The 17303-nt window shown below is 39.9% G+C and carries 16 protein-coding genes and 1 pseudogene; 2 read left to right on the plus strand and 15 right to left on the minus strand.

The genetic code is table 11. The annotated features are described in order from the left end of the window. Positions 1–220: 220 nt before the first annotated feature. The 9 genes and pseudogenes from B9P78_RS07160 to B9P78_RS07200 all read right to left on the minus strand — a co-directional run bounded on the left by B9P78_RS07160 (position 221) and on the right by B9P78_RS07200 (position 6831). Positions 221–655 carry a hypothetical protein gene (locus tag B9P78_RS07160; RefSeq protein ID WP_094518813.1) on the minus strand — a complete coding sequence of 145 codons (435 nt, stop codon included), beginning with the start codon at positions 653–655 and terminating at the stop codon, positions 221–223. Positions 656–887: 232 nt separating this feature from the next. Then, positions 888–1628 carry a tRNA (guanosine(37)-N1)-methyltransferase TrmD gene (gene trmD, locus B9P78_RS07165; protein ID WP_094518814.1) on the minus strand — a complete coding sequence of 247 codons (741 nt, stop codon included), beginning with the start codon at positions 1626–1628 and terminating at the stop codon, positions 888–890. Continuing rightward, positions 1628–2221: a ribosome maturation factor RimM gene (gene rimM, locus B9P78_RS07170; protein WP_094518815.1), complete on the minus strand. Its 594-nt coding sequence runs from the start codon at positions 2219–2221 to the stop codon at positions 1628–1630. Before rimM ends, trmD begins: the two co-directional genes overlap by 1 nt. Before the next feature lie 388 nt (positions 2222–2609). Next, positions 2610–2858, minus strand: a complete 249-nt coding sequence (locus B9P78_RS07175) for a KH domain-containing protein (RefSeq protein ID WP_199445750.1) — start codon at positions 2856–2858, stop codon at positions 2610–2612. A gap of 20 nt (positions 2859–2878) precedes the next feature. Then, a complete protein-coding gene (gene rpsP, locus B9P78_RS07180) occupies positions 2879–3166 on the minus strand; it encodes a 30S ribosomal protein S16 (RefSeq protein ID WP_094518817.1) in 288 nt (95 codons plus the stop codon). A 166-nt stretch (positions 3167–3332) separates the two neighbouring features. Continuing rightward, positions 3333–4772, minus strand: a complete 1440-nt coding sequence (gene ffh / locus B9P78_RS07185) for a signal recognition particle protein (protein ID WP_094518818.1) — start codon at positions 4770–4772, stop codon at positions 3333–3335. A 78-nt stretch (positions 4773–4850) separates the two neighbouring features. Further along, positions 4851–5218, minus strand: a pseudogene (locus tag B9P78_RS07190) (putative DNA-binding protein). Positions 5219–5547: 329 nt separating this feature from the next. After that, positions 5548–6213 carry a response regulator transcription factor gene (locus tag B9P78_RS07195; protein WP_094518819.1) on the minus strand — a complete coding sequence of 222 codons (666 nt, stop codon included), beginning with the start codon at positions 6211–6213 and terminating at the stop codon, positions 5548–5550. A 15-nt stretch (positions 6214–6228) separates the two neighbouring features. Further along, entirely contained in the window at positions 6229–6831 is a 603-nt protein-coding gene (locus B9P78_RS07200) for a sensor histidine kinase (RefSeq protein ID WP_148138590.1), read from the minus strand. 97 nt (positions 6832–6928) lie between these two features. Between B9P78_RS07200 and B9P78_RS07205 the strand changes: the two genes are divergently transcribed. Next, on the plus strand, positions 6929–7237 hold the full coding sequence (locus B9P78_RS07205) for a hypothetical protein (protein ID WP_148138591.1): 309 nt from the start codon (positions 6929–6931) through the stop codon (positions 7235–7237). Positions 7238–7539: 302 nt separating this feature from the next. Here B9P78_RS07205 and B9P78_RS07210 read toward each other — a convergent pair whose 3' ends face one another. The 6 genes from B9P78_RS07210 to purS form a co-directional block, all read right to left on the minus strand. Beyond that, positions 7540–8415 carry an ROK family protein gene (locus B9P78_RS07210; protein ID WP_094518822.1) on the minus strand — a complete coding sequence of 292 codons (876 nt, stop codon included), beginning with the start codon at positions 8413–8415 and terminating at the stop codon, positions 7540–7542. Between the two features lie 2216 nt (positions 8416–10631). Continuing rightward, positions 10632–11834: a phosphoglycerate dehydrogenase gene (locus B9P78_RS07225; protein WP_094518830.1), complete on the minus strand. Its 1203-nt coding sequence runs from the start codon at positions 11832–11834 to the stop codon at positions 10632–10634. 93 nt (positions 11835–11927) lie between these two features. Then, a complete protein-coding gene (gene serC / locus B9P78_RS07230) occupies positions 11928–13010 on the minus strand; it encodes a 3-phosphoserine/phosphohydroxythreonine transaminase (protein ID WP_199445751.1) in 1083 nt (360 codons plus the stop codon). Positions 13011–13228: 218 nt separating this feature from the next. Next, a complete protein-coding gene (gene purL / locus B9P78_RS07235) occupies positions 13229–15451 on the minus strand; it encodes a phosphoribosylformylglycinamidine synthase subunit PurL (RefSeq protein WP_094518826.1) in 2223 nt (740 codons plus the stop codon). Between the two features lie 3 nt (positions 15452–15454). Beyond that, the gene (gene purQ / locus B9P78_RS07240; RefSeq protein ID WP_094518827.1) at positions 15455–16138 is read right to left on the minus strand and encodes a phosphoribosylformylglycinamidine synthase subunit PurQ; all 684 of its coding nucleotides are present in this window, start codon (positions 16136–16138) and stop codon (positions 15455–15457) included. Further along, the gene (purS, locus tag B9P78_RS07245; protein ID WP_094518828.1) at positions 16138–16398 is read right to left on the minus strand and encodes a phosphoribosylformylglycinamidine synthase subunit PurS; all 261 of its coding nucleotides are present in this window, start codon (positions 16396–16398) and stop codon (positions 16138–16140) included. The genes purQ and purS overlap by 1 nt, the downstream gene beginning before the upstream one ends. Before the next feature lie 276 nt (positions 16399–16674). Here purS and B9P78_RS07250 point away from each other — a divergent pair, with 276 nt between their 5' ends. Continuing rightward, complete coding sequence (locus B9P78_RS07250; RefSeq protein WP_094518829.1) at positions 16675–17151, plus strand: LURP-one-related/scramblase family protein; 477 nt, start codon at positions 16675–16677, stop codon at positions 17149–17151. The last annotated feature ends 152 nt before the right edge of the window (positions 17152–17303 follow it).

Raw genomic sequence — 17303 nt, forward strand, 5'->3', positions numbered from 1 at the left:
TTTAGTCACTTTAACCATAGCAGAAAGGGGTTCTTTTTTCATCACTTAACGGGTGAAGATGAAAAAGTAATTGTAAGCTGCCGTGAGGCAGTTTCACATGGTTTTAATTAAAAGTATGAATTATTCAGGATTAAAATTCCCAAAATTGTTGCTACTCTTCTAATCCTCATTAATCTCCAACCTTCTTATTTAATATGCGAAATTACCCAACAAAAATAACCTATTCACCTACAACATCCCTATAGGAAACACCCTCCCAATATTCACTTATAATATAATCTCCATTCTCTGTTAATTCAACATATGCTCCGAACATATTTAAGTTAGTATCCGGTATGTCTTGATATACAAATTCATTACTTTTGGCTAGGGCCTCTTCAACCTTTTCAGGATTGAAAGTATACTGTGAACTAATATCCCAAGTAGTGTTTCCATTAGTATTTCGACCAGTAACAATGGCAGCAGGCAACAATTCCTTAAAACTAGGATATTCAATATCAAATTCCTTATTCGAAATTGGATATTCCTCATTCACATACTCCATCAAAGCTTCATAAGCTTTTTCCTCCGGACTCTTTGATAAAACCTGTCTTGCAATTAAAATTAAAACAATCATAATTCCAATTCCTAGGTATTTTCGGTTTTTTGAATTCATAGTTCTTGCTCCCATTTTATTTGAATTTTAATTTATCAATCTAAACACAATAAAAAACGTTTATATATTTTATGACAATATTATATGTCGGGTAATTTTACCAAGAAAGCGATAACATCGTCAAGTATCAATATGTTTTATCAATTATAAAATACACTTCAAAACAAGCATATGCCGAAGAATCAAAAAAACGCAACGCACAGATTTTAATACTGCACGTCACACTTTCAAATTAATCCTTAGATTCAGCTTTGATTTCATTCAACCAGACTTTTTGTTGGTTGGAAAGTGGGTAGTTATCCAATAAATCCGGGCGACGTTCATAAGTACGGCGCAAGGATTCTTTGCCCTTCCAGTCTGCTATTTTCGCATGGTTACCAGACATCAATACATCTGGGACTTTCATGCCTTTGTATTCAGGTGGACGGGTGTATTGTGGATACTCCAATAATCCAGTAGAGAAAGAATCGCCGGTAATAGAATCTTCGTTCCCAACAGCGTTATCCAACAAGCGCACAGTAGCGTCGATGACGATCATGGCACCAAGTTCCCCACCGGTTAACACGTAGTCGCCGACTGAAATTTCGTCGGTCACGTATGAACGAATGCGTTCGTCATAGCCTTCGTAGTGACCACAGATGAAAATCAAATGGTCATCTTGGGCGAATGATTCCGCATGTCGTTGGGTAAAGGTTTCGCCAGCAGGATCCATCAAAATCACGCGTTTTTTGGTGTCCGGATGCTTGCTGTTGATCTCCTCAAGGGCGTCATTAATGGGGTCTACACGTAGTAACATCCCAGCGCCGCCGCCGTAAGGGTAATCATCGACATGTCCATGTTTATTGACCGCAAATTTACGGAAGTCTGTAACATCGATGTTCGCAACCTTTTTTTCCTGCGCCTTACCGATAATCGAAGTTGTCATAGGGCCGTCGAACATTTCGGGAAAAAGACTTAAGACATCAATTTGCACTAATTATCACCTTTTTCTGTTTCGTCCTCATCGTCATCTACGTCATCGATTAAGCCTGGCATTGGGTCGATAATGACTTTGCCTTCGTCCAACAAGATGTCTAAAACCACATCCTCAATGTAAGGGATCAAGATATCTTTGCCCTTATTTGGTTGTTGGATCGACCATACGTCGTTAGTAGATGGTAAAGAAATAATTTCACGAATCTTACCTAAGTTACGGCCATCAGTTGTATGCACTTCAAGGCCAATAATGTCGTCATAATAGTACTCGTTTTCTTCAAGGCTATCCATTTCGCGCTCTGAACCAGCGACTTTCAAGTCCATGCCTTTGAATTTTTCAACATCATTGATATTGTCTTTGCCTTTGAAATGTAGCAAGTTGAAGTTTTTGTGTAAACGGTGACCATCCACTTTCACTTCTTCCACCAATTTGTCGCCGTTGAAAATGCTCAAGCTAGCGCCAATTTTAAAACGTTCTTCCGGAAAATCAGTTGTCGCCATCACGCGGACTTCCCCACGCAAAGCTTGGGTATTTACAATCTTGCCCACAATGTAAAATTGCTCCTCAGGCATACCTTCAATTTTCACCATATATATCATCCTTCCAATTGCATGCAAATGCACAAATGTTCAAGCTTATTTTACCTTATTTAAGGCTTTTTGGATATGAAAAAAGACGTGGACATCAAAGTCACACGCCTCTAGGCTAAGTATTGTCGCTAAGAAGTATAGATGCCTCGGACTCGTCAACCACGAAGGAACTTCATGATCAAGACGAAATTTCACTTTTCTGTTTAACAACGGACTCGTTAAAGTCGCATTGCCTCACCAAGTGAAATCGAGCTCGCGCTCACATCCTATCAAGTCGAGTTCGAAAAAGCTGTCCCTTGCCCACTTCAGACTATATTGCGTCACATTTCATGTGCCACTGCTATAGTCTTCCAGTGGTTAGGGCCAAAACGCTTTTTCTCACATCCTGTTATTCTTCTTCTCGTTCGATGACTAGTCTTACGCGTTTTGGTCCCGCCACACGCACACTGTATAAAATCGTACGAATAGCGTTCGCAACACGTCCGCCCTTGCCAATCACCCGACCTACATCATCAGGATGTAGTAACAAATGGTATTCTAAAAATTCATCTCCATCAACAATGTTCAATTGGATCTCATCAGGATGATTCACCAATGGTGTAACAATTGTTAACAATAAATCTTCGATATTTGGCATTTCATTCATAATACTTACGCTTATTTATTAGATGCTTTAGCTTCTAATTTGTTTTCATGATGTTTCTTCATAACGCCTTGGCGAGATAAGATATCACGAACTGTATCAGTAGGTTGCGCACCGTTACCTAACCATTTAAGTGCTAATGCTTCATCTAATTCAATAGTTGCAGGATTAGTAGTTGGGTTGTAAGTACCGATCTTTTCGATGATACGACCATCACGTGGTGAACGTGCGTCTGCTGCTACGATACGGTAGAATGGGTTACGTTTAGATCCCATACGTTTTAAACGAATTTTTACTGCCATGAATAATTTCCTCCTAAGAATGAATGTAATTTTATATATTGAAAGCTCTAATAGCTCATCACATTTAACTATATTAACAAGTTTCTACGAGCTTGTAAAGTATTTTCTCTTTACAGGTTGATTTTTTTTTTTTGAAAAAGGACAGACCTTTTCCAATGAAATCAACTTAACGTTTCTTTTTAGCCTTTTTCAACTTACGCGCCATTTGTTTCGCTTGTAATTCAGCCACACGGTTTTGATTACGGTTGCCACCAAAACCACCGCCACCACCTAGGCCGCCCATCATATTTTGAAGAGCACCCATGTTGCCGTTAGTCATGGCTGACATCATTTTACGTGATTCATTAAATTGCTTAATCAAACGGTTTACTTCTTGAACAGTAGAAGCTGACCCATTCGCAATACGACGACGGCGAGATTGGTTGATGGAATCTGGATTTTCACGTTCGTATGGTGTCATGGATTGAATAATTGCTTTCGTATGCGCCATTTGTTTAGGATCAATATTTAACTGATCAAGGTTACCCAATTTGCTCATACCTGGAATCAATTTGACAATATCTTTCAATGGACCCATGTTGTTCATTTGGTCCATTTGTTTGATAAAGTCATTGAAATCATACGTATTTTCACGCATTTTCGCAGCCATAGCTTCCGCTTCATTTTCATCAAATTCTGCTTGTGCTTTTTCGATAAGTGTTAACATGTCCCCCATACCTAAAATACGGTTTGACATACGGTCTGGGTAGAAACGTTCAATTTCTGTTAATTTTTCACCAGTACCTGTGAATTTAATTGGTTTACCCGTTACAGATACGATAGATAAAGCCGCACCACCACGTGTATCACCATCTAATTTTGTTAAGACAACCCCAGTAACATCCAATTCTTCATCAAAGGCTTTGGCAACATTAGCTGCTTCTTGCCCTGTCATCGAATCAACAGTTAATAGAATTTCGTTTGGTTGAACCGCAGCTTTGATATCTTTCAACTCAGTCATCAAACGTTCGTCGATTTGTAAACGACCAGCCGTATCGATGAAGACTAAGTCATAACCTTGCAATTTCGCATGTTCAACCGCTTGTTTAGCGATTTCTACAGGTGAAACTTGATCACCTAAGGTAAACACTGGAATATCCAATTGTTGACCAAGTGTTTGTAGTTGGTTAATCGCTGCTGGACGATAAATATCGCCGGCAACTAATAATGGTTTTTTGTGGTCATTTTTCTTCAAGAAATTCGCTAGTTTCCCAACAGTTGTTGTTTTACCAGCACCTTGTAAACCTGCCATCATAATGACAGTTGGTGGCGTAGTGGCATATTGAATATCCACATGTTCCCCACCCATTAAATCCGTCAATTCGTCGTTAACAATCTTCACGACTTGTTGCGCTGGTGATAATGATTGTAGCACTTCACTATTTAGGGCACGTTCGTTAACGCGTTTAACAAAGTCTTTGACAACTTTGAAGTTGACGTCCGCTTCTAGTAAAGCTAAACGTACCTCACGCATCATTTCCTTCAGGTCGCCCTCGGTAATTTTACCCTTCTTACCCATAGTTTGGACAGCACCTTGTAGTCTATCCGATAAACTTTCGAAAGCCATTGTGACACTCCTTCATATTTCTTTGATTCATTTTATTTTTTAATCGTCTATTACTGGAAAAAGGACAGCCCTACGCTTTTACCCGTCTTCCTCTAGCACGTCACCATCTTGATTATCGATGGCAATCAATTGTGATAAATACAACTGCAACTGGACATCATCTGGGTAATGCTCAGCAACATAAGCCGCCATCTCATCCCCAACAGCTCTCTCGCATAATAATCACGTGCCAAATGCAGGTGGTTCTCATATTTCAGTAAACTTTTTTCAGTACGGCGAATATTATCATAAACTGCTTGCCTTGACACATCGAAATTTTCAGCAATTTCGCCTAACGAGTAGTCTTCAGCATAGTATAGTTCAATATAAACACGTTGTTTTTCCGTCAATAAATCCCCATAAAAGGTCAATAAGGAATTCATTTCATTGGTTTTTTGAATTTCCATCTAAGCCTCTTCTATCTAGTCTATTATTTGTCAAGCAGTTTTCCTTTACAAGAGAATAGTATACACGAACAAAGCCCAGTTATCAACGAAAGTACCACAAAAACCGGACGAGCAAGCTGGTCAAATCAAAATGTTTCCCTTTGCAATCCCCGGCTATTATTTTAATGAGGCAATATAAATATAAGGCGATAGCAAGCTAATCTAGGGATAGACTTTTATGGAAGGTAAATTATAAGGACGATACACCACACTTTTAGACATATGATGCCAGAGGTTTGACATTATTTACCGCCACTATTTGTATAAGAAGCGCAAAAAAGACAGGCCCATTAATGGTGCCCGTCTACATGTTTAAAATAATAAATGGCTAATTGGGTACGATCGCGAACGCCCAATTTTTCCAGGATTTCAGAGATATAATTTCGAATGGTGCCTTCAGAAAAATGCATCATATTGGCAATTTCCTTATTATTCATTCCCTGCGCCACCCAGTAGATGAGCTCATGGTCTTTCTCACTTAAACGTGGATCAAGAGGGGCAAGCTTACTTGCGGCCGCCGTATGTTCTGCCATATCCAGGTAAGTTGGCATTTTCTCAATAATTTCATCCCCAAAAACCCGGTGGCCTTGTTCGACCGCTTCGATGGCTGGTAGCAAGGCCTCGTAATCTGTTTTTAGCAAATAGCCCTTAGCCCCTGAACGCAAGGCTTCAATGATATAGTCATCTTCCAAAAAGGTGGTCAGGTAAATAATACGGGCATCCGGATACTTGGCCTGGATAATCTTGCCGGCTTCAATGCCTAGCATATTGGGCATGCGAATATCCATAAGCACCACATCTGGCACATGTGTTCCATACAAGCGGATTGCCTCATTACCGTCACGACCAATGCCTACGGTGTCAATCTGTAAACCCCATTCCTTAGCCTTTGCCTTCAAAATAATGGCAATGCCACTCGTTACTAACGCATCATCATCTACTAGTAGTATCTTCATCCTGTCCTCCTATCCTTACTCAAAGGGAATGGTGATAAAAATATGAAAGCCACGTTCCTTTGATATGTGCATGCTACCCTTCATCAGATGTACGCGTTCTTCCATACCCATAATCCCAATACCAGAATGACTATCATCTGATACCAGATGACCATTATCCGCAATCAGCAAATGCCATTTATTCAAGCTCTCGATAAAACGAATTTGCACTTGGCTAGCGTTAGAATGTTTGTTGATATTGGCTAGCCCCTCGCGCACGATATGAATAATAGAATGTGCATATTGGTCTGGAAGTGGGCGCGTATTTTGATCCAGCAAATAAATGGGGGCTTTGGTAAAGGAATCGGCGAGTGCCTGTAATTCACGTTCTATATCTACTGTTGATGATCGCTCCTCGTGAATTACCGTTCGAATATTATTCATTGATGTATTCAATACACCTTTGACCTGGACTAGTGTCTCCTGCATCTGCGGGTCGTCCGTCGTGTATTCAAGCGCGCCAATTTGAATCACAGCCGATGACAAATGGTGACCAAGAATATCATGAATTTCGCTGACGATCCTTTTCCGTTCCGCCATCAGTTGACTCTCAGATTGTTGGTCTTGCAGACGAATCAAGTTCTGATGCTCTGCGTGCGCCCGATTATTAATGGCCTGAAGCACATCAATTTGTGAATAAGCCTGCACCGTCTTTGGTATTGGATTTTGGTTACTATTGATGGTAATCGCTAGCTTTATTTATGGTATCGATACACTAACATCCAGTCATGGTATACTGTTGGTATTATCCAGTTTCGTATCCATGCTAGCAATTGAACAGATGGCCTTTTTCCTAGCTACAATTGCACCAAATAAAGGCATCATCACCTTCATGTCGACGGGTATTTCTTTATTCTTTGCCTTCACATCAGGATTGTTCGTACCTCGCGACTTTGTCAGTCCGGTCATGCAACAACTGGCTCAAGTAGCCAGTCCCATTTGGCAAGTCAAAACAGACGAAATCATCTTGAGTGCAGAAATATGAAGCCAAAGTCAGCTTAATACCATCTATCAGATAATCTAGTAAGTGTTTAGGCTCAGTTTTATGGGAAAATGAGCATGTATATATAGAACAGACCATGTGGAAAATTATGAAAACTATGAATGTCCGAGTGAACAAATCATTTGGGCATTTTTGCTTTTTTTTAGAAGTTGCTGCGATTCTCTAATCACCTGTGTCATCAAATAAGACAGGTGACTACATAGCGCCTGTCCGGATGTAACAGAATCATAAGGAAAGGGTTGGCGCGACCGCCAACCCCTCTATATAAACTTTTTTTAAAAGAATTAACCTTCGATAACATCTTTAGCCAATAATAAGGCACCCGTAATTCCAGCATTATCACCTAATTTTGGTAATTGAATATATTCATCAATTGGCGGTAAAGTCACGTAACCATTCAAGGCCGCAACCACTTGTTCTTTCACACGGTCTAATAAATGTTCTTGGTGCATGACACCCCCACCAATCACAACACGCTCTGGCGCTAATACTAATGAGTAACTTGCAATCGCTTGACCAAGATAGTAAGCCACATAATCCCACACCTCGTGGTCAGAACTGATGTCAGCGCCCTTGATACCCACACGTTTTTCAATTGCAGGACCTGAAACCAAACCTTCTAAGCAGTCTCCGTGGAAGGGACAAGCGCCTTCAAAAGTATCATTTGGATGTTTATGCACATGAATATGACCCATTTCCGGATGCCCAAACGCATGATAGATATCTCCGTTAATAGTGAAGCCACCACCAACACCCGTACCAACTGTTAGATATAAACATGAATTCGCACCTTCAGCCGCACCAGCAGTATATTCTGCAAGTGACGCCCCATTCACGTCTGTCGTCCAGCCAACAGGTTTATCAAACCAACGTTTCAAATCGCCTACAAAATCATAATTCGCCCAACCTTGCTTCGGCGTTTTAGTGATATAGCCATATGTTGCCGAATCATGATTCACATCGATTGGCCCAAACGAACCCACACCAAAACTTACCACATTATATTGACTGAAAAATGCTTTCACTTGGATCATCGTTTCCGCCGGCACAGTCGTATCAATTCGAACTTGATCAATAATTTGTAAATTTTCATCCGCCACCGCACAAATAAATTTTGTACCACCGGCCTCAATCGCACCGTATAAAGTTTTTGCTTCCATGCACAACGCCTCCACTAAATTGTATTCCTCCTCCGATTATACCGAAAATAAATAGCGCTTGCATCCCTAATTTTACGCAACTTTCTATGAAAATCATCTAGCACAAAATCCGACCCTTACTGATGTGAAAATGACATATTTCAGTCAAGATAAGTGTCAAAACATCGGCAAAACACCAAATATTTTCCGCAAGCATTCACTCACCAACCACTAAATCCTTAGCGTTTCAGAAAGCGGCCCCAAATTGAAAAAATAAAGCATAACCATTCCTCATTTAATTATGCAACCAGTAGCTTTTTCTGTATAATTTACTGTATAAAATTTATGCGTTCACAAAGAAAGGGAGGACACTACATGTACCACCACAAGTACCTAAACTACATTTTAGGCTTAATTACACTTTTATCCATTATCGCCCTTTTTGACTTTCCAAGATCCGTCTTCACAATAAGTTTGACCATAATACTGTGGGTAATCTTTTTTCTTATTAAAATCATACTACCCTTCGCCACTCACGCATTCGCAAACGATAAAAATCATCAAAAGTTGATCGACCACCTCTTAAATGTTGGTTTCTGGATTGGCTTACTTGGAAGCTCTATTTCATCCTTTATGCAGTCAGACATACAAATACGTGTACTTTTTCTCGTGATGATGATCGTATTCGCCATCCTTCCACCAATATATTCAATCATAAATAAGAAACGTTCCTGACACTTACGCACAAAAGAAAGTGAACCTATAAAATGAACAAACAAAGAATGATTAACTACCTTGTGGCCATCGGTATTATCTTACTATTGAGTTCTCTCTTGGAATTTCCCGGAAATTATCTCTTACAGAGAATTGGATTTGTATTACTGGTTGGCATCAATATCTTCAGAGGAGCGCCCTTTACCTTTTCCAAAAAACAAATTACTGAAAACATATCATTAACCAACTCAGAAAAAATATATAATGCCATTTTTTGGCTGATATTCCTTGGTTGGGGTATCACATTTATTGTTACCTTAAATAGACAATTACAATTCTTATTTAGTTTCATAATGATTTTGTATTTAATAATCGATTTAATTCGTCATATCAAATACAAAAGACAAGCATAGTTTACACAAACAAAAGGAAGGACATTGCAAATGAAACAAACAAAAAACAAAGCTATCTTTTTGTAACACTCATTGGTTTATTCATCATCCTCTTCTTGAACGATCCAAGCGATAGATTGCTAGCACAATTTGTCGATGTTGCCATACTTATCTATAATAGCCTAAGATTTTCGCCACTCCGTCTTACAAGTAAGCCAAACACCAAAACATACAAACTAAGCAAAAAAGAAACAGTATTCAATAACACCTATTGTCTCGCACTGATAGGCTTTAGCCTGACAACATTCTTTCCATTTAGCCAACCATTGCAAGGCTTCTTTGCTGTCATATTGCTCATCATCATTGCAACAGAACAATTCCTAGCATTTAAAAATAAGGAACTTTAATCTTATCAACTACAAAATAGACCTTATCCAAACGAAAAGAGGGCCTTCGCCCTCTTTTTCATTATCTATCTCTATCCCAACAAGCTCATAAAGCTAAACAAAGTCTTACCTTCTATTGCGTAATACCCTAATAAGCAGCAATATCAACAAAACAATGATCGCAAAAAACAAGAATATTGCGATTAAAAAATACCAGACATCATCATCAATCCCATTCCCTTCAACTCGTAAAATAATGCTGAAATAACAAATCAAAACCGGCATTTACTACTTTTGATTATAAACCGCTTTCAGATTTAACGCCAAAATATACCTATTAAATCAAAAAATTGTTTTCAATCCTAAACATGTAGCCCGAAAATAGTGGGATTCAAATATGAACGCTCATATTTGAAAAAAGATGGCTAATATTCAAGTATGAAAAATGATACTAGAATAATTTGGCTCATTTTCAAGAATGGCATTCCATACTCGACAACCCCTGAAGCGCTGTAAAATATGGAATGCTATATTTGATAAATACGAGCAAAAAATCAAATATAAAATCTCATACTCGAAAAAATGAGCATTTTTTCAAGTATGGCTCCCCCATATTTGAAAAATTCGCGAAATTTTCTAATATGAAATTCAGTATTAGAAAACACCCTAATATTCTAGCTAAAGGCTAAAAAATGTATAGAAAAAAGGTTAGGACTCTAAAGCCCTAACCTTTTAGCATGTCTAATTAGTATTCTTCGTAGAAAGCGCCTGGATGTTCAATGGCACGAACACGAATCACGTTATCAACTTTGTTTAATTCATCGATTAAGTTTTCCACTTTAGCGCGGTCTAATTCATCAAGATCAACCAAAGTGTATGCATAGTCGGCACGACCTCGGTTCACCATATTGGCAATATTGATATCTAAGTCCGCAATGAAAGTTGAAATTGTAGAAATCATATTCGGAATGTTTTTATTGATTAAGGTAATACGGTATGGAGAATTAAAACTCATTTGAACAGATGGGAAGTTCACTGAGTTGATGATATCCCCTGTTTCTAAGAAGCGTTTCAAATTCGCTGCTGCCATTTTCGCACAGTTAATTTCAGCCTCTTCTGTAGAAGCACCTAAATGTGGCAAGACACGGATTTTTGGATGGTGCAATAAATCTGCATCTGCGAAATCAGTGATATATCCACCAAGACGGTTGTCATTAATCGCTTTTAAAACAGCGTTCTTATCAACAATTGGACCACGCGCGAAGTTATAAAGATGCGCAGTCGCCTTCATTTGGGCGATTTCATGTTCACCAATCATACCACGTGTTGAATCCATTAACGGAACGTGGACAGTAACGAAATCACAAATTTTCAATAAGTCATCTAATTCCAATACACGATGGACGCGGCGAGAAATGCTCCACGCTGTATCCACTGATACGTATGGGTCGTAACCGTAAACTTCGATACCCAATCGTTCAGCATCGTTAGCGATTAAGGCACCAATCGCACCCAAACCAACGATACCTAGTTTCTTACCAACTAACTCGTTACCAGCAAATTGTTTTTTATGCTCTTCAGCGATAGCTTCCACATCATCGCCAGGATTAAATGGAAAGTTTTGCACCCATTCATTACCTTCTAAGATTGGACGTACTGATAAGAATAAGTTGGCTAATACCAATTCTTTTACCGCATTAGCGTTGGCACCTGGTGTATTGAAAACAACTACACCTTCTTCAGTTGCACGTTCAACAGGGATATTGTTGGTCCCTGCACCGGCACGGGCAATCGCTTTTAATGATGCTGGAAATGGCATTTCATGCAAATTCTTAGAACGTAGAATCACCGCATCCGGATCATCTGTATCATTAATCGCATACTTGTCATCTTCAAAACGTTCCATACCCTCTTGGGCAATCGCGTTAAATGTATTGATTTGATAAATTTGGTCTTTTAATTCCATCTGGTAAATTCCTCCATGCTTGGTTATAAGGCATGAGGCTGAGGCAAATATTCCCAGCCTCACTTCAACTAGAAATTAGGCTTTGTGTTTTGCTTCAAAAGCTTTCATGAAATCGATTAAGGCGTGAACACCTTCGATTGGAAACGCGTTGTAAAGACTAGCACGCATACCACCTACTGAACGGTGACCTTTCAATTGTTTAAAGCCTGCTGCGTCCGCTTCTGCGATAAATTGTTTATCAAGTTCGGGGGCATTCGTTAAGAATGGAATATTGGTCAATGAACGATTTTCCACCTTCACGTTGTTGACAAAAAGACTTGATTGATCAATATAATCGTATAGCAAATTGGCCCGTTCTTTGGCATTTGCGTACATTGCTTCTTGGCCACCACGGTTAGCAATCCAGTCTAACACTAAACCAACCATGTAAATGGCAAATGTTGGTGGTGTATTTAACATAGATTCGTTATCCGCTTGTGTAGCGTAACCTAAGAAATCAGGCAATGCTTTGTCATCCTTCAACAAATCTTCACGGATGATTACGATTGTTACCCCTGCAGGACCCAAGTTCTTTTGCGCCCCAGCAAAAATCACACCGAAATCTTCAACCTTATAATCATTCGCAGTAATATTTGAAGACATATCAGCTACTAATGTCACACCATCAAATTTTGGAATTTCATGGTAAGTTACCCCACCAATTGTTTCATTTGTTGTGATATATAAGTAGGCTGCATTTGGATCGACATCTTCTGGGTCAAAATCTGGTACTGAAGTATAGCCATTGTCTTCAGAAGAAGCAATCACATCAACCGTTACGTCTTCAAGACGTTTCGCTGCTTTAATGGCTTTTGTTGCCCATGAACCAGTATTTACATATTGCACCTTTTCACCCTTAGCTAAATTCAAAGGTAATTGGGTAAATTGTTGCGTGCCCCCACCTTGTAAGAATAGCACTTTGTAGTTGTCAGGAATGTGCATAATATCACGTAGTTGTTGCTCAGCTCGTTCAGCAATGTTGATAAAGGATGAGGAGCGGTGGCTCAATTCCATCACGGACATTTCTGTACCGTTGTAATTAAGTAGTTCCGCTTGAGCTTGTTCTAATACAGCTTTTGGCATTGTTGCCGGACCAGCTGAGAAATTATAAACAGTTATCATTTCTTTTTCCCTCATCTTTCGATATCTTATTTTGAACGACGTTTGCATCGTCACAATTATTATAAACTTTCATCTATTTTTAATCTACCTTTATTTTTTCTCATTTTTCTACAACATAAGTTTGTGCATAATAGGAAAAGCCTATCAAGTACAGAGGTGTAACTTGATAAGGCTTTTAGAGACACACTTTTCACATGGCATTTTTTTGTGAAAAATTATTTATTTAATAAATTCGGAATGGCAGTTTCAAAAATTTCATTTAATTCGTCAACTGCTACTTCAAATGTTTCATCATTTGTGGCCACCGCTAGAACAGCAGCTTCTGTTACCTGACCAATTGCAGTAAACTTGTCGCCAAAAGCTTGCTCGAAGGCAGCTTTTTGAGCAGCAGATACCGATACAATGAAACGTGACGCATTTTCCGCAAACAATTGTGCACTTGGTAAAGCAACATTTACACTTGCACCGAAACCCGTGCCAAAAGTAGCTTCCGCCAAAGCCACGCCTAAACCACCTTCAGCCAAGTCATGGGCAGAGGCAATATAACCAGCTTTAATCGCTTGTAAAACAGCAGCTTGGTTGGCCTTTTCAGTTGCTAAATCAAAAGGATATACATCTCCAGCAATTTCGCCCGTTTCTAATTTTTGTAACTCAGACCCGTTGAAGGCATTAGCCGTTTCACCAATCACATAAATCGTGTCGCCCGCAGCTTTGAACCCTTGCGTCGTTACTTGATCAAGATTTTCAATTAAACCAACCATACCAATCATTGGCGTTGGGTAAATCGCTGTACCGTTTGATTCATTATATAAGGACACATTCCCAGAAATAACCGGCGTATCCAACACTTGGCAAGCCTCTGACAAACCATCCGCAGATTCAGCCATTTCGTAGAAAATTTCCGGATCTTCAGGATTACCATAATTCAAGCAGTCAGTAATCGCTAAGGGGTGTCCCCCAGAAGCCACAATATTACGCGCCGCTTCCGCAACCGCCATTTGGCCACCCACTTTAGGGTTTAAGTAGATGAAACGTGCGTTCACGTCCGTTGTCATCGCCAAAGCTTTTTGGGTACCACGAATACGTAAGACTGCAGCATCTGAACCTGGTCCAACGACTGTAGACGTACGAACAACAGAGTCAAACGTTTGATAAGCAACACGTTTAGACGCAATTGTAGGTTGTGCTAATAAAGCTTTCAAGGTATCAAGGGCCGGACGGTCACTTGGTACATATTGGTCCATTTGTTCAAATTGGTCCAAACGTGCTGGTTTGCTAACTTCGCGGTAGTATACAGGTGCATCTTCAGCGAGTGCATCAACGGGTACATTAGCCACTTCAAGGCCCTTATGGAACAAGCGATAGCGGCCGTCGTCGGTTACATGGCCGATATTGACAGCATGTAGGTCGTATTTTTTGAAGACTTCATAAATTTCATCTTCCATGCCTTTTTTCACACATAAAAGCATACGTTCTTGTGATTCAGATAGCATCATTTCGTATGGTGTCATTTCGCTCTCGCGTTGTGGCACGTCATCTAGGTTTAGTACTAGGCCAGAACCCGCTTTTGAAGCCATTTCGGCAGATGAAGACACGAGACCAGCTGCACCCATATCTTGAATACCAACTAGGGCATCTTGATGGTGATGAATGACCTCAAGACAGGCTTCCATCAATAGTTTCTCCATGAATGGATCCCCTACTTGGACGGCAGAACGGTTGCTCTCTTCTTCGTCATTAAATTCTTCAGAGGCAAAGGTAGCCCCGTGAATACCGTCACGACCTGTTTTGGCACCAACATAAATAATAGAATTGCCCACACCAGTAGCTTGGCCTTTTTGAATATCTTTTTGGTCGATTAAGCCAACGCACATTACGTTGACTAAAGGATTACCTTTATAGGCGTTGTCAAAAGCGATTTCCCCACCAACTGTAGGAATACCAATGGCGTTACCGTAGCCTGCGATACCGGCAATAATTTCTTCGAATAAGTATTTGGTGCGGTCATCATCTAACTCGCCAAAACGTAATGAGTCTAGGACAGCGATTGGACGTGCACCCATTGAAAAGATGTCACGGATAATCCCACCGACACCAGTTGCAGCACCTTCATATGGTTCTACTGCAGATGGATGGTTATGAGATTCCGCTTTAAATACAACGGCTTGTCCATCACCAATATCTACAATCCCCGCACCTTCACCAGGTCCTTGTAAGACTTGCACACCCTTGGTTGGGAATTTACGCAAGATGGGTTTAGAATTTTTATATGAACAATGCTCAGACCACATTACAGAGAATAAACCTGTCTCAGTGAAGTTTGGCAAACGGTCTAGAATATCATCTGAAATGACACGATATTCCTCGTCTGTTAAACCCCATTGGCGATAGATTTTTTCTGTTTGAATTTGTGTCGCATTTAACTCTGTTTGTACCACGACTTAAGCTCCCTTCACTTGTGCTTCAAATGCCATCAACATTGATTTGAACAATGGCAAGCCATCTGTGCCACCAATAATCGCTTCAACTGCACGCTCTGGATGTGGCATCATACCTAGCACATTACCCGCTTCATTGGTAATACCCGCAATATTTGCGCGTGACCCATTCGGATTGGTACCTTCGTAGGTAAAGGCGATTTGCCCATTTTGCACAAGGGCATCATAGGTTGCATCGTCACATACATAGTTCCCTTCACCATGCGCAATCGGTACGGTAATCACTTGATCTTGTGCATATTCGCGCGTAAAAGCTGTTTGGTTGTTAGCCACTCTTAAGGTTTGTGGTTTACACACAAATTTCAATGAGTTATTGCGAATTAAAGCGCCCGGTAAAAGACCAGCTTCACATAAAATTTGGAAACCATTGCAAGCACCAAAGACAAATTTGCCTTCTTCCGCAAAACGTTTCACCTCAGGCATAATATTTGAATAGTTGGCAATCGCGCCACAACGTAGGTAATCACCATACGAGAAGCCACCTGGTACTAATACAGCGTCGTAGCCTTCAAGTGATGAAGCATCTGAGGACACGTATTCAGCATCTTGACCCAACACGTCATGCACAGCTGTCAACATATCCAAGTCACAGTTAGCGCCTGGAAATTGAATCACTGCAAATTTCATTAGGCTTCCACCTCCACTTTTTGGATGTTGTAGCGGTATGATTCCATGACAACATTCGCCAATAATTTATCTGAAATTGCTTCGATTTCAGCTGCCACATGCGCTTCATCATCACTTGCAACAAGAATTTCAAAATATTTTCCTTGGCGAATTTCAGCAATATCTGTGTAACCCATACGGCCAACCGCACCCTTGATTGCTTCTCCTTGTGGATCCAAAATAGATTCCTTATACGTCACGAATACCTCTACTTTATACATGTTCATCCTCCTAATATTGGCGTACATTGTTCGTATTATGGTGTTTATTGTTCATTTCCCATAAATTTATATGATTTCATACTAGCACCTTATAGCGTTAAAAGCAAACTATTATTTTATAGACTTTATTTATTGTTCGGTTTTAAGTGTAAAAAAGACGAATATTCGGTAATTTATATTTACATCGTTCATTTTTACCGTATCACTAGTGTTGCCATCACTAAGCCTATATACTATAAGTAGTCAATCGTCGCGCCAAAATATAGGAGGAAGCTTATGAAACTGTATATGAAACAGAAAGTATTTTCACTCAAGCAAGATTTTGAAATCTACGATGAAAACAAACAGGCTTATTTCCGCGTAGACGGCCAACTCTTATCTATCGGCCGTAAAATGCGCATCTTTGACGCACGAACTGAAGAAGAAGTCGCCTTCATCAAAGAAATTGTCCTTACGCTCTTCGCCAAAATGGAAGTCTACCGCCAAGACGAACTAGTCGCAGTGATTAAACAAAAATTTTCCTTTCTCCGACCGAAATTCGAAATTGAAGAAATTGGCTGGCACATTGAAGGTGATTTCTGGGGCTACAACTATGCCATCTTAGACACAAAAGGTGCCACCGTCGCAAGCATTCAAAAGAAAATCCTTTCATGGTCAGACACCTACGAATTTGAAATTAATGATGACAAAGATACCGTCACTGTCATGGCCGTTATCTTAGCCATTGATGCCATCCGTGACCGCAAAGGATAATAAGAGGCTGGGACAAAAGATTAAAATTATAAATTTTTCGTCCTTACAGTGTACGTTCCTTATGAGCCGTGGGACCATTGAAAGCCAAGGTCTTTCAATTTGAAATCGAGCCAAGGTCTCGATTTCATCCTCTTTCACGGCTAAGGAACTAC

The organism is Aerococcus sp. 1KP-2016 (assembly GCF_002252085.1).
Taxonomy (GTDB): domain Bacteria; phylum Bacillota; class Bacilli; order Lactobacillales; family Aerococcaceae; genus Aerococcus.

Coding starts and splice junctions, on each gene's coding strand:
- B9P78_RS07160 (WP_094518813.1), bottom strand. CDS start 655: ATGAATTCAAAAAACCGAAAATACCTAGGAATTGGAATTATGATTGTT.
- rimM (WP_094518815.1), bottom strand. CDS start 2,221: ATGGTGAAAATTGAAGGTATGCCTGAGGAGCAATTTTACATTGTGGGC.
- B9P78_RS07175 (WP_199445750.1), bottom strand. CDS start 2,858: ATGCCAAATATCGAAGATTTATTGTTAACAATTGTTACACCATTGGTG.
- rpsP (WP_094518817.1), bottom strand. CDS start 3,166: ATGGCAGTAAAAATTCGTTTAAAACGTATGGGATCTAAACGTAACCCA.
- ffh (WP_094518818.1), bottom strand. CDS start 4,772: ATGGCTTTCGAAAGTTTATCGGATAGACTACAAGGTGCTGTCCAAACT.
- B9P78_RS07195 (WP_094518819.1), bottom strand. CDS start 6,213: ATGAAGATACTACTAGTAGATGATGATGCGTTAGTAACGAGTGGCATT.
- B9P78_RS07210 (WP_094518822.1), bottom strand. CDS start 8,415: ATGGAAGCAAAAACTTTATACGGTGCGATTGAGGCCGGTGGTACAAAA.
- purQ (WP_094518827.1), bottom strand. CDS start 16,138: ATGAAATTTGCAGTGATTCAATTTCCAGGCGCTAACTGTGACTTGGAT.
- purS (WP_094518828.1), bottom strand. CDS start 16,398: ATGTATAAAGTAGAGGTATTCGTGACGTATAAGGAATCTATTTTGGAT.
- B9P78_RS07250 (WP_094518829.1), top strand. CDS start 16,675: ATGAAACTGTATATGAAACAGAAAGTATTTTCACTCAAGCAAGATTTT.